The organism is Burkholderia sp. AU32262 (assembly GCF_020419985.1).
GTDB classification, from domain to species: domain Bacteria; phylum Pseudomonadota; class Gammaproteobacteria; order Burkholderiales; family Burkholderiaceae; genus Burkholderia; species Burkholderia semiarida.
On sequence record NZ_JAIZRS010000005.1, the window covers coordinates 60376 to 73304 of the forward strand.

The window sequence follows — 12929 nt, forward strand, 5'->3', positions numbered from 1 at the left end:
GACGCTCAGGCGTCGCGCAGCGACTGCAGCGCGGGGCGCCGCAACACATTATGCAGGCTCAGCCAGCCGGCCGCAGCCGCGCAGACGACACCGGCCGCGACGCCGGCCGGCACGAGCCATGGATCGACGGCGAGCTGGAAGTCGAATACGCGCGACGCGAGCACCCAGCCGACCGCGATCGCGCCCGCCGACGCGAGTGCGCCGGCCAACGTGCCGACCACGACGAATTCGGCGCGCTGCACCGCATTGACCTGCGCGCGCGACGCGCCGAGCGCGCGCAGCAGCGCGGCCTCGCGCACGCGCTCGTCGCGCGAGCCGGCAAGCGCCGTGTACAGCACCAGCACGCCCGCCGCGAGCGTGAACGCGAACAGGAACTGCACCGCGCCGACCACCTGCAGCATCATGCGCTGCAACTGCGCGAGGATCGGCGCGACGTCGATCGCGGTCAGGTTCGGGTAACGCGCGATCAACGGATCGAGCAGCGCGGCATTCGATGCGGGCAGATGGAAGCTCGTCAGGTAGACGGCCGGGAAATCCTTCAGCACCGGCGGCGGCATCAGCACGAAGAAGTTGACGCGGAACGAGCCCCAGTCGAGCTTGCGCACGCTCGTGATCGGTGCGTCGACCGTCAGCCCCGTCACGTCGAAGCGCAGCGTGTCGCCCGGTTTCACGTTCAGCGTCTTCGCGAGGCCGGCTTCGATCGAGATCTGCGGCGTGGCCGCGGTGCCGAACCAGTCGCCTTCGACGATCCGGTTGTCGGACGGCAATTCGGTCGTGTACGACAGGTTGAATTCGCGATCGACGAGCCGGCGCGCCTCTTCGGACGGGTACGCGTCCGGATTCACCGGCTTGCCGTTGATCGCGACGAGGCGGCCGCGCACCATCGGCGCGGGCACCGCGTCGCGCACGCCGTGCGCGGCCAGATAGGCGGCGACATCGGCGCGCTGGTCGGGCTGGATGTCGATCAGGAACTGATTCGGCGCATCGGGCGGCGTCGACTGCCGCCAGCCCGCCACGAGGTCGTTGCGCGTGATCGCGATCAGCAGCAGGCACATCAGGCCGAGCGCAAGCGCGGTGATCTGCAGCGCGCTGGCCGTGCCGCGCCGGTGCAGCGACGCCAGCGCGTAACGCCAGCCGACGCCCGCGGCCACGCGCGCGTTACGCACCGCGCGCGCGGCGGCGAACAGCACGAGCCGGGCGATCAGCGCGAACCCGACCAGCGCGCCGGCAAAGCCGCCCGCGACGATCAGGCCGAGCTTCAGGTTGCCGGCGGCCACGATCAGCAGCGCCGCGAACAGCACGACGCCGACCGCATACGCGGCCCATGCGGTGCGCGACGCGTCGCCCCACTCGCGCCGCAGCACGCGCACCGGCGGCACGCGCGTGAGCGGCACGAGCGGCGGCAGCGCGAAACCGAGCAACAGCACGAGCGCCGCGCCCATGCCGATCAGCGCCGGCCACAAGGTCGGCGGCGGCAGCACGACGTCGATCAGGCTGCCGAGCGCGGCCAGCAACGCCCAGTGCCCGCCATAGCCGAGCACCGCGCCCGCGGCGCCCGACACGATGCCGACGCCCGCGAATTCGAGCGCGAACAGCGCGCCGAGCGTGCGGCGGCTCACGCCGAGGCAGCGCATCGTCGCGCATCCGTCGAGATGGCGCCGCATGTAGCGCTGCGCGGCCATCGCGATCGCGACCGCCGCGAGCAGCGCGGTCAGCAACGCGACGAGCGTCAGGAAATGACGTGCGCGATCCAGCGTCTGCCGCACCTGCGGCTGCCCTTCCCGCAACGATTCGAGCCCGACGCCGCGCAGCTTCCCGCCGTCGACGCGCGCATGCGCATACGACTCGAAGCGCGCGACGGCCGGTGCGTCGCCGGCGACCAGCAGCCGGTACGTGACGCGGCTGCCGTAGCCCGTGAGCCCGGTCGCGGCGAGTTCGTCCGCGCGCATCATCAGCCGCGGCGAAAAATTGACGAACGAAAAGCCGCGATCGAGCTCGCGGGTGATCGCCGCGGCGACCGTGAACGTGCGCAGCCCGACGCGCACCGTATCGCCCGCCTTCAGGTGCAGCGCGTCGAGCAGCGCCGGATCGGCCCAAACGGTGCCGGGCGCGGGAATCGCGGCCGCCTTGTGCGCGACGGCCGCGCCGGCCGGCAGGATCTCGACCGCGCCGCGCAGCGGATAGCCGGGCGACACGGCCTTCACGGCCGCAAGGCGCGACGGCGCCGCATCGGCGGCCTGCCCGCCCGCGGCGGACGCGATCATGCTCGGGAAGATGGCGGTCGTCGCGGTACGCAGACCGAGCGCGCGGGCCTGCCGGTCGAACGACGGATCGACGGGACGATCGGCGCGCACGACGAAATCGGCGCCGAGCATCTGGCGCGCGTCGCGCTCGAGCCCCTGGCGCAGGCGGTCGGCGAGAAAGCCGACGCTCGTCAGCGCCGCGACCGCGAGCACCAGTGCGAGGACCAGCAGCGTCAGTTCGCCCGCGCGCCAGTCGCGCGCGGTCATCCGGGCAGCCTGGTGGATCAGGTCGCGCAGGCCGAAGCGGCCGCCATGCACGCGCCCGTCATGGCCGGAGGGCCCGGCCGGCGGCTGCGCCGCGTGTTGCGGCCCCTTCAATCGCGTTTCCCTCCGATCGAATTGAGCCGCGACACCATGTGGTTCGCCATTCCGCGGAAGCCGCCGGACACGCCGCGCCACAGGCGCGGCAGCGCCCACGCCGACGCCGCGATGAACGCGGCAAGCAGCACGAGGAACGCGAGTGGAACGAAGAAGGCGAGCGCGAGCCCGCCGACCACGAGACCGTCCTCGGTCGACGACGCGAACCAGTTCGAAATCGGTTCGGGAGACAGGTTGATCAGCGCACGCGTGCCGGCCTTCGCCACGTGCGCGGCGCCGGCGAGCGAGCCGCCGGCCAGCCCCGCGACCGCCAGCATGGTCGGATCGGCATGGCCGAGCGCGCCGGCCGCGAGCACGGCGCCGGCCGGAATGCGAATGAAGGTATGCACGGCATCCCACAGCGAGTCGAACGCGGGGATCTTGTCGGCAAGGAATTCGGTCACGGCGAGCACGGCAGCGGCGCCGATGACCCACGGCGACATCAGCACGGCCAGCGTGTCGGGCAGATGGAGCCAGCCGAACCGCGCCAGCACGCCGGCGATCAGCACCGTCAGGTACAGGCGCAGGCCGCTCGCCCACGCGAGCCCCGCGCCGAGGGAAATGGCTTCGATCATGGCCCTCTCCTTGCACTTTCCGTGCGTTTTGCCGATTGACCGCATCGGGTCGGACAGACTGGCCGCGCGGCGCGTGGCGACCGGCACCGCGTGCCGCGACAGGCACGACGGTATTCAGGCCCGAATACGTTCCATTATAGACAGGCTGGCCGGGCAACCGGCGCAATTGCGCGAGGCGGCGCGGCGCCCGGGCGCACGCGCGCCCGGGATACCGTCGTCAGGCGGCCGACGACAGCTTCAGGCCGACCAGCCCCGCGACGATCAGCGCCGCGCTCGCGACGCGCGCGGCGGTCAGCGCCTCGCCCATCATCACGATGCCGAACACGAACGCGCCGACCGCGCCGATGCCCGTCCACACCGCGTACGCGGTGCCGAGCGGCAACTGGCGCATCGCGACCGCGAGCAGCCCGAAGCTGGCCAGCGCCGTCACGATCGTGAACACCGACGGACCGAGCTTCGTGAAGCCGTCCGACGATTTCAAGCCGGCCGCCCAGGCCACTTCCAGCAAACCGGCGATCAACAACCATACCCACGCCATCTCGACGTACTCCGTATCGGATGGGGCCGTCCCCGTTAAAGCGAATGACCCGGGGTCGTCCCCGGGCGGCGCCGAGTATAACAAGCGGCTTACAGGCCTGCCGGCGGCCGGTGCGGGGGCGCAGCGGGCCGCGCGGTCAGTTCGCCACGCGCTTGGGCGCGCCCCCGCCGACGCAGCGGTCGTCGCGGTACAGCGCCCACTCCTCGCACACGCGGCCGTCCTTGAACACGCACATGCCGACCTGCCCGCTCGACAGGTTACGGATCACATGGCGACCGCCGAGCTTCTCGCAGTTGACCGACGCGGGATTGGCCAGCGCCGCCCGCGCGGGCGGCTGCTGCCCGGGCGGCAGCGGCTGGGCGAACGCGCCGGGCGCAGCCAGCGCCAGCGCACAGATGACGACCAGACGGACGGACATTGCACGCTCCTCGTTTTCGTTCGGGGAACGGTCAGGATAGCGGGGATTGCGCGGCCGGTGTGCAAGGCCGGCCGCGGTCGCGAAACTGTCGCGCCGGCGCAACCCTGCCGGCGCGCGGCCCCGCACCGCCCGTCACACGGCGCCGACGAGCCGGTAGCCGACGCCCGTCTCGGTGACGATGTGCTCGGGCTGCGCGGGATCGGCCTCGAGCTTCTGGCGCAGGTGCGCCATGTAGATGCGCAGGTAGTGATGGCTCTCGACGTGCGACGGCCCCCACACGTCGCGCAGCAGCTGGCGATGCGTGAGCACGCGCCCCGCGTGGCGCACGAGCGTCGCGAGCAGCCGGTATTCGAGCGGCGTCAGGTGCACGATCGCGTCGTCGCGCCACACCTGGCGCAGCGCGAGATCGACGCTCACGGCGCCGAAGGTCACCTTCGGCGACTCGTTCGCGCCGCCCTGGTTGCGCCGGCGCAGTTGCGCGCGAATCCGCGCGCGCAGTTCGGACACGCCGAACGGCTTGGTCAGGTAATCGTCGGCGCCCGCATCGAGCGCCGCGACCTTCTCCTCTTCCTGCGTGCGGGCCGACAGCACGATCACCGGCACCTCGGACCAGCCGCGCAGCTCGCGGATCACGTCGAGGCCGTCGGTGTCCGGTAGCCCGAGGTCGACGATCACGAGGTCGGGCTTGCGCGTCGCCGCGTCGATCAACCCCTGCTTGCCCGTCTCGGCTTCGAACACCGCGATGTCCTCCTCTTCGAGCGCGGCGCGCACGAAGCGGCGGATCTGCTTTTCGTCCTCGATCAGGACGACGGTCAGGGTGGGTTCACTCATGGTCGGGCAATGACTCGGATGGGGGCGATGCGTCCGGCAGGTCGGATTCGTCGTCGGGCACGGCCGGTGCGGCCGGCGGCGTGTCGACCGGCAGCGTGAACCAGAAGCGCGCGCCCGTCACGCGGCCGTCGGGCGCGGTGCGGTTGAGTGCGCCGATTTTACCGCCGTGCGCCTCGACGATCGCACGGCAGATCGCGAGGCCGAGCCCGATGCCCGGCGTCGCCGATTCCTTCTCGCCGCGCGTGAACTTGTCGAAGATCCGCGCCTCCATGCCGGCCGGAAGGCCCGGGCCGTGATCGTCGACGTGCACGCGCACGAACGGGCTCCCGTCGTCGGTCACGCGCTCCGCGCCGATGTCGAGCGACGTATCGGGCGGCGTGTACTTCGCCGCGTTCTCGAACAGGTTGGTGAACAGCCGCTCCATCAGCACCGCGTCCATCTGCAGCAACGGCAGGTCGGCCGGCAACGCGACGCGCACGGGATGGCGCGCGAGCACGCGCCGGCAGGCGGCAAGCGCGGCGCCGACGGTTTCCTCGAGCAGCGACCACTGGCGCTTGAGCTGCAGGCTGCCGGCCTGCAGCCGCGCCATGTCGAGCAGGTTCGTGACGATGCCCGTCATGCGCAGCGCCTCGTCGTGAATCGCGTCGACGAGCTCGCCCTCGCGCTGCGCGAGGCGCGCGGCCGCCGCGCCGTCGCCGGCCTGCGCGGCCGCGCGCCCGTTCGCGAGCATCGACGAGAAGCCGACGATCGTCGTGAGCGGCGTGCGCAGGTCGTGCGAGATCGCCGACAGCAGCGAGTTGCGAAGCCGCTCGGATTCCATGTTGACGAGCGCGTCGCGCGCGATCTCGACGTAGTGCACGCGCTCCAGCGCGAGCGCGATCTGCGCGGCGAATGCGTCGAGCATCCGCTGCTGCTCGGGCACCTCGAGTTCGCGCGGCTCGCGCGATGCGACCGCAAGCACGCCGCGCGTGCGCATCGGCGCCTTCAGCGGCAGGTACAGCGCGGCCGTCGCCGGCAAGGTATCGGTGCCGCGCCCGGCCGGCTTCTGTTGGTCGTACACCCACTGGCCGACGTCGCTGTCGAGCTCCGCGCCCGTCAGCGTGACGGCCGCATCGGGCTCCTCGATCTTCTGGCGCACCTGGTCGGCACTGTCGGGCAGCAGGATCGCGACGCGCGCGCGGAACACCTCGCCGACGTGGCGGCTGCCGATTTCGACGATCTGCTCGGTCGTCAGCGCCGCGCCGAGCTCGCGCGCCATCGCGTAGATCGCGCCGGTGCGGCGCTCGCGGCGCTGCGCGACGCTCGCCTGGCGCGTGAGCGTCGACGTCAGGTGGCTGATCACGAGCGACGTCAGCAGCATCCCGAAGAAGGTCAGCAGGTATTGCGTGTCGCTGACCGAGAACGACATGCGCGGCGGCACGAAGAAGAAATCGAACGCGGCCACCGACAGGAACGACTGCAGCACGCCCGGGCCGCGCCCGAGCCGGACGGCCGAGAACACCACGCCGAGCAGGTACAGCATCACGAGGTTCGTGAGGTCGAGCCGCGCGGACACGACGCTCGCGACGACGGTGATCGCCGCGCAGATCGCGGCCGCATACGCGTAGTGGCGCGGCGGCGAGCGGTGCGTGCCGAACTGCGCGAACGCATCGCGCCAGTCGCGCGCCCGCGCGTCGAGCGGCGCGGCGCGCGCCTCGTCGCTCGCGGACGCGCGAATCAGCATCAGGTCGACGTCGCCCGCGCGTTCCGCCAGTTGCTCGCCGAACGGCCGCGCGAAGCGGCGCGCGAGCCCGACCTTCGGCGAGCCGCCCGCGACGAGCTTCGACACGTTGCGGACCTTCGCATAGCCGATCAGCGCGGCGACCGCGTCGGCGCCGGCGAGCGTGGCCGTCTCCGCGCCGAGCTCGGCCGCGAGCTTCAGCGCGTCGAGCGTGCGCTGCCGCCGCGCGTCGGGCAGCCGCTGCAGGCGCGGCGTCTCGACGTACACGGCGATCCAGTCGGCCTTCAGGCTCGCGGCGAGGCGCGCGGCCGCACGCACGAGCGTCGGCGCCTCGGCGCCCGGGCCGACGCACACGAGCAGCCGCTCGCGCGCCTGCCAGATGCGCTGGATCGAACGGTCGGCGCGGTACTCGCGCATCTGCGCGTCGACGCGATCGGCCGTGCGCCGCAGCGCCAGCTCGCGCAGCGCGATCAGGTTGCCCTTGCGGAAGAAGTTGCGCACCGCGCGCTCGGCCTGCTGCGCGAGATAGACCTTGCCGTCGCGCATCCGCTCGAGCAGTTCCTCGGCCGGCAGGTCGACGAGCGTGACTTCGTCGGCCGCGTCGAACACGCGATCGGGCACGGTCTCCCACACGCGGATGCCGGTGATCGCGCCGACCACGTCGTTCAGGCTTTCGAGGTGCTGGACGTTGACGGTCGTATATACGTCGATGCCCGCGTCGAGCAGCTCGTAGACGTCCTGCCAGCGCTTCAGGTGCCGCGCGCCCTGCACGTTCGAATGCGCGAGCTCGTCGACGAGGATCAGTTGCGGCGCCCGCGCGAGCGCGCCGTCGAGATCGAATTCGGCGAGCGTGCGGCCGCGATAGTCGATGCGGGCGGACGGCAGCACGTCGAGGCCGTCGAGCAGCGCGGCCGTCTCGGCGCGGCCGTGGGTCTCGACGATGCCGACGACGACGTCGACGCCTTCCTGCACGCGCTGACGCGCGGCCTGCAGCATCGCGTAGGTCTTGCCGACGCCGGCGGACGCGCCGAAGAAGATCTTGAGCTGGCCGCGCCGCTGCTTTTCTTCGTCTCGCTGCAGCTTGTCGAGGAGTTGGTCGGGATCGGGACGATTCATGCGTGAGGAAAGCGGAGCGCCCGGATGCGCGCGGGTACGAGCATTGTGGTTCCAAATCGCCGCAAAAGGCAAAGACGGCGCGCGCGCCGTCGGGAAAAGCGCATCCGGCACGGTTCAGGCCGCGCCGGATGCCGGTCAGCCCGCGCGACCGATCAGTGCGCGGCCTGCGCCGCGTCGAGCGCGAGGTTCAGCTTCAGCACGTTCACGCGCGGCTCGCCGAGCACGCCGAACTGGCGGCCCGTCGTGTTCGCGGCGACGAGTTGCGCGACCGCGTCCGGCGCCAGATTGCGCGCCTTCGCGACGCGCTCGACCTGGTACGCGGCGGCGGCCGGCGTGATCTCCGGATCGAGGCCGCTCGCCGACGCCGTCACGAGGTCGACCGGCACCGGCTTCGACAGGTCGGTGCCCGCATCGCGCAGCGCGGCGATGCGCGCCTTCACCTGATCGGCGAGCGACGGGTTCAGCGGGCCGAGGTTCGAGCCGCCGGAGCCGGCCGCGTTGTACGGCATCGGCGCGGTGGCCGACAGCCGGCCCCAGAAATACTTCGGCGCGTCGAACGGCTGGCCGATCAGCGCGGAGCCGACGACCTTGCCGTTCTGCTCGATCAGGCTGCCGTTGGCCTGCGACGGAAACACGGCCTGACCGAACACGGTCATCACGGCCGGGTAAGCGAGCCCCGTCACGGCGGTCAGGATGACGAACAGCACGACGAGCGGGCGAATCAACGATTTCATGATGGTTCCTTCAAGTGCGGCGGGCTCAGGCCCAGCCGAGCGCGGCGAGCGTCATGTCGATCAGCTTGATGAACGGGAACGGCAGCAGCACGCCGCCCAGGCCGTAGACCAGCAGGTTGCGCCGCAAGAGCGACGCGGCGCCGAGCGGCCGGTAGGTCACGCCCTTCAGCGCGAGCGGAATCAGCGCGACGATGATCAGCGCGTTGAAGATCACCGCGGACAGGATCGCGGACGCCGGCGACGTCAGGTGCATGATGTCGAGCACGCGCAGTTGCGGGTAGGTCGTCACGAACGCGGCCGGGATGATCGCGAAGTACTTCGCGATGTCGTTCGCGATCGAGAACGTCGTCAGCGAGCCGCGCGTCATCAGCATCTGCTTGCCGATCTCGACGATCTCGATCAGCTTCGTCGGGTTCGAGTCGAGGTCGACCATGTTGCCGGCCTCCTTCGCCGCCTGCGTACCCGTGTTCATGGCCACTGCGACGTCGGCCTGCGCGAGCGCCGGCGCGTCGTTGGTGCCGTCGCCCGTCATCGCGACGAGACGCCCGGCCGCCTGATGCTCGCGAATCGTCGCGAGCTTGGTTTCCGGCGTCGCTTCCGCGAGGAAATCGTCGACGCCCGCTTCCGCCGCGATCGCCGCGGCCGTCAGCCGGTTGTCGCCCGTCACCATCACGGTCTTGATGCCCATCTTGCGCAGCTCCGCGAAGCGCTCCTTGATGCCGCCCTTCACGATGTCCTTCAGCTCGATCACGCCGAGCACGCGCGCCACCCCGTCCTGCAGGTCGGCCACGACGAGCGGCGTGCTGCCGCGGCGCGCGACGTCGTCCACCGCGCGGCGCACTTCTTCCGGGAAGCGGCTGCCGTGCATCTCGACGTAGCGGCGGATCGCGTCGGCCGCGCCCTTGCGGATCTCGCGACCCGGCAGGTCGACGCCGCTCATCCGCGTCTGCGCGGAAAAGCCGAGGAACGTCGCGTGCAGTTGCGCCATGTCGCGCTGGCGAATGTTGAAGCGCTCCTTCGCGAGCACGACGATGCTGCGGCCTTCCGGCGTTTCGTCGGCGAGCGACGACAATTGCGCGGCATCGGCCAGCGCTTCCTCGGTCACGCCCGGCGCCGGCACGAACGCGGACGCCTGGCGGTTGCCGAGCGTGATCGTGCCGGTCTTGTCGAGCAGCAGCACGTCGACGTCGCCGGCCGCTTCCACCGCGCGGCCCGACGTCGCGATCACGTTCGCCTGCATCATCCGGCTCATCCCGGCCACGCCGATCGCGGACAGCAAGCCGCCGATCGTCGTCGGGATCAGGCACACGAGCAGCGCGACGAGCGCGGTGATCGTCACCACGTGGCCGGCCTTCATCGCTTCGACCGAGAACATCGAGAACGGCAGCAGCGTCGCGGTCGCGAGCAGCATCACGATCGTCAATGCGACGAGCAGGATCGTCAGCGCGACCTCGTTCGGCGTTTTCTTGCGCTTCGCGCCTTCGACCATCGCGATCATCCGGTCGAGGAACGCCTCGCCGGGGTTCGCGGTGACCTTGACGACGATCCAGTCGGACAGCACGCGCGTGCCGCCCGTCACCGACGAGAAGTCGCCGCCCGATTCGCGGATCACCGGCGCGGATTCGCCGGTGATCGCCGACTCGTCGACCGACGCGACGCCGTCGACGACCTCGCCGTCGGCCGGGATCACGTCGCCGGTCTCGACCAGCACGACGTCGCCTTTGCGCAGGTCGGACGCGGTCGTGATGCGGATCGGCGACTTCGGATGCGGCTCGTTCAGCTTCTTCGCCATCACGTCCTTCTTCGCGCTGCGCAGCGACGCGGCCTGCGCCTTCGAGCGCCCTTCGGCGAGCGCTTCGGCGAAGTTCGCGAACAGCACCGTGAACCACAGCCACAGCGCGATCGCGAGGATGAAGCCCGCGGGCGCCTCGGCCTGGCCGGCGAGCGCCGCGATCCACAGGATCGTGGTCAGGATGCTGCCGACGTACACGCAGAACATCACCGGGTTGCGGAACTGCGTGCGCGGCGTGAGTTTCTTGAACGAATCCACGATCGCCGGGCGCAGCAGCGCCGGATCGAACATGGACCGTGTTGCGGAATGTTGAGTCATTGCGATCTCTTCAAGCTCTTCAGTCTTTTATGTGTCGCCATGCGGGCGCGTCACGGGTGGATCACGCGCCCAGCCACATCATCAGGTGCTCGACGCCCGGGCCCAGCGCGAGCGCCGGCACGTACGTCAGCGCGCCCACCAGCATCACCGTGCCGAGCAGCAGCACGACGAACAGCGGGCCGTGGGTCGGCAGCGTGCCGCTCGTCACCGCGATGCGCTTCTTCGCGGCGAGGGAACCTGCGATCGCCAGCACCGGCACGATCGTGCCGAAACGGCCGAACCACATCGCGATCGCGGTCATCCAGTTGTAGAACGGCGTGCCGACCGTCAGGCCCGCGAACGCGCTGCCGTTGTTGTTCGCGGCGGAGCTGAACGCATAGAGGATTTCCGAGAAGCCGTGCGGGCCGGGGTTCGCGATGCCGGCCTTGCCCGCGTCGGCGAGCACGGCGATCGACGTGCCGACCAGCACGAGCAGCGGCGTGAGCAGCACGACGATCGACACCATCTTCATCTCGTACGACTCGATCTTCTTGCCGACGTATTCCGGCGTGCGGCCGATCATCAGGCCGGCGACGAACACCGCGAGCAGCGCGAACACGAGCATCCCGTAGAGGCCCGAGCCGACCCCGCCGTAGACCACCTCGCCGAGCTGCATCAGCAGCATCGGCACGAGGCCGCCGAGCGGGGTCAGCGAATCGTGCATCGCGTCGACCGCGCCGCACGACGCGGCCGTGGTCGCGACCGTGAAGATGCCGGTCTGCGCGATCCCGAAGCGCGTTTCCTTGCCTTCCATGTTGCCGCCCGGCTGCAGCGCACCGGCCGACTGGTCGACGCGCAGCGCGGCGAGCGTCGGGTTGCCGGCCTGCTCGGCGCTCACCTCGACGCCGATCGCGATGACGAACGCGACCGTCATCGCCGCGAGCACCGCGACGCCCTGCCGGCGGTCGCCGATCATGCGGCCGAACACGAGACACAGCGCGGCCGGGATGATCAGGATCGAGAAGATCTGCAGAAAGTTCGCGAACGGCGTCGGGTTCTCGAACGGGTGCGCGGAGTTGGCGTTGAAGAAGCCGCCGCCGTTGGTGCCGAGCATCTTGATCGCTTCCTGCGAGGCAACCGGGCCCATCGCGAGCGTCTGCTTCGTGAGCGGCGTCGTCACCGTGACCGGGTTGCCCTTGTCGTCCTTCACCGGGTTGCCCTGCGCGTCGAGCTTCGGCGCCGCGTAGGTGCTCGCCTGCAACACCGGCACGTCCTGGTACGCCTTCATGTTCTGCAGCACACCCTGGCTCATCAGCAGCGCGGCGACGAGCGCCGCCATCGGCACGAGCACGTACAGCGTCACGCGCGTGAGGTCGACCCAGAAGTTCCCGATCGTCTGCGCGGTGTGGCGCGCGAAGCCGCGGATCAGCGCGATCACGACGACGATGCCGGTCGCCGCCGACAGGAAGTTCTGCACGGTCAGGCCGAGCATCTGCGACAGATAGCTGACGGTCTGCTCGGGCGCGTAGTCCTGCCAGTTCGTGTTGGCGACGAAGCTGACGGCCGTGTTGAACGCACCATCGGGCGTCATCGCGCCGAACTGCTGCGGGTTGCCGGGCAGGAAGCCCTGCAGGCGCAGCAGCGCGTAAAGAAACAGCACGCCGAGCGCGTTGAACGCGATCGTCGCGATCGCATACTGCCTCCAGTTCATTTCGCTGCCGGCGTCGACGCCGGCCACGCGATACAGCGCACGTTCGAGCGGCCCGAACACGCGCACGACGCGCGAGCTGCCATCCATCACCGCGGTCAGGTAGCGCGCGACCGGCACGGCCGCCGCCAGCAGCACGACGATGAACAGCAGCGTCTGCAACAGGTTGTTCGCGTTCATTCGATGTCCTCCGCGCGCAGCAGCGCAAAGACGAGATACGCGAACAGCAGGGCCGTCGAGGCGCCCGCCAGCCAAAGCATCCAGGTCATGCGCGCCCCCCCCGCGACCGTATTGCACGAGCTTGTCGCAACCGGCAAGCAAACCGAGGATCAGCGCGGTGAAGAGCACCAGTGCGCCGATGAAAACCCCATCCATTTTTATGTTCTCCGTCGTCGAAATCGGACGACTAGAACCTTATGGGAACGCGCGTAAAGGGCGGGTCAAAGCTGTCGGGGCGGGTGTAAAAAACGCGTAAACGCGCGGGGCGGGACCGGAGCGAATCGAGGCGGGACGGACGGCACCGCGGCGCCGCCCGCGACA

At 70.4% G+C, this 12929-nt stretch carries 10 protein-coding genes; all 10 read right to left on the reverse strand.

From position 1 onward, the window contains the following. Nucleotides 1-5: 5 nt before the first annotated feature. The gene (locus LGN10_RS07160; RefSeq protein WP_179231735.1) at nt 6-2621 is read right to left on the reverse strand and encodes an ABC transporter permease; all 2616 of its coding nucleotides are present in this window, start codon (nt 2619-2621) and stop codon (nt 6-8) included. Next, nucleotides 2618-3235: a DUF4126 domain-containing protein gene (locus tag LGN10_RS07165; RefSeq protein WP_059583651.1), complete on the reverse strand. Its 618-nt coding sequence runs from the start codon at nt 3233-3235 to the stop codon at nt 2618-2620. Before LGN10_RS07165 ends, LGN10_RS07160 begins: the two co-directional genes overlap by 4 nt. A 217-nt stretch (nt 3236-3452) precedes the next feature. Next, complete coding sequence (gene sugE / locus LGN10_RS07170; RefSeq protein ID WP_034190777.1) at nt 3453-3773, reverse strand: quaternary ammonium compound efflux SMR transporter SugE; 321 nt, start codon at nt 3771-3773, stop codon at nt 3453-3455. A gap of 136 nt (nt 3774-3909) precedes the next feature. Then, nucleotides 3910-4191, reverse strand: a complete 282-nt coding sequence (locus tag LGN10_RS07175) for a DUF333 domain-containing protein (RefSeq protein ID WP_059583653.1) — start codon at nt 4189-4191, stop codon at nt 3910-3912. A 132-nt stretch (nt 4192-4323) separates the two neighbouring features. Further along, the gene (gene kdpE, locus LGN10_RS07180) at nt 4324-5022 is read right to left on the reverse strand and encodes a two-component system response regulator KdpE (RefSeq protein ID WP_059583654.1); all 699 of its coding nucleotides are present in this window, start codon (nt 5020-5022) and stop codon (nt 4324-4326) included. Beyond that, complete coding sequence (locus LGN10_RS07185) at nt 5015-7858, reverse strand: DUF4118 domain-containing protein (protein ID WP_089465013.1); 2844 nt, start codon at nt 7856-7858, stop codon at nt 5015-5017. The genes kdpE and LGN10_RS07185 overlap by 8 nt, the downstream gene beginning before the upstream one ends. Nucleotides 7859-8010: 152 nt before the next feature. Further along, on the reverse strand, nt 8011-8592 hold the full coding sequence (gene kdpC / locus LGN10_RS07190) for a potassium-transporting ATPase subunit KdpC (RefSeq protein WP_089465014.1): 582 nt from the start codon (nt 8590-8592) through the stop codon (nt 8011-8013). A gap of 25 nt (nt 8593-8617) precedes the next feature. After that, nucleotides 8618-10702, reverse strand: coding sequence for a potassium-transporting ATPase subunit KdpB (gene kdpB, locus LGN10_RS07195; RefSeq protein WP_059583659.1), 2085 nt, complete (start codon nt 10700-10702; stop codon nt 8618-8620). A 61-nt stretch (nt 10703-10763) separates the two neighbouring features. Continuing rightward, a complete protein-coding gene (gene kdpA, locus LGN10_RS07200; RefSeq protein ID WP_226222497.1) occupies nt 10764-12569 on the reverse strand; it encodes a potassium-transporting ATPase subunit KdpA in 1806 nt (601 codons plus the stop codon). After that, on the reverse strand, nt 12566-12658 hold the full coding sequence (gene kdpF / locus LGN10_RS07205) for a K(+)-transporting ATPase subunit F (RefSeq protein WP_006752209.1): 93 nt from the start codon (nt 12656-12658) through the stop codon (nt 12566-12568). The genes kdpA and kdpF overlap by 4 nt, the downstream gene beginning before the upstream one ends. Nucleotides 12659-12929 lie beyond the last annotated feature (271 nt).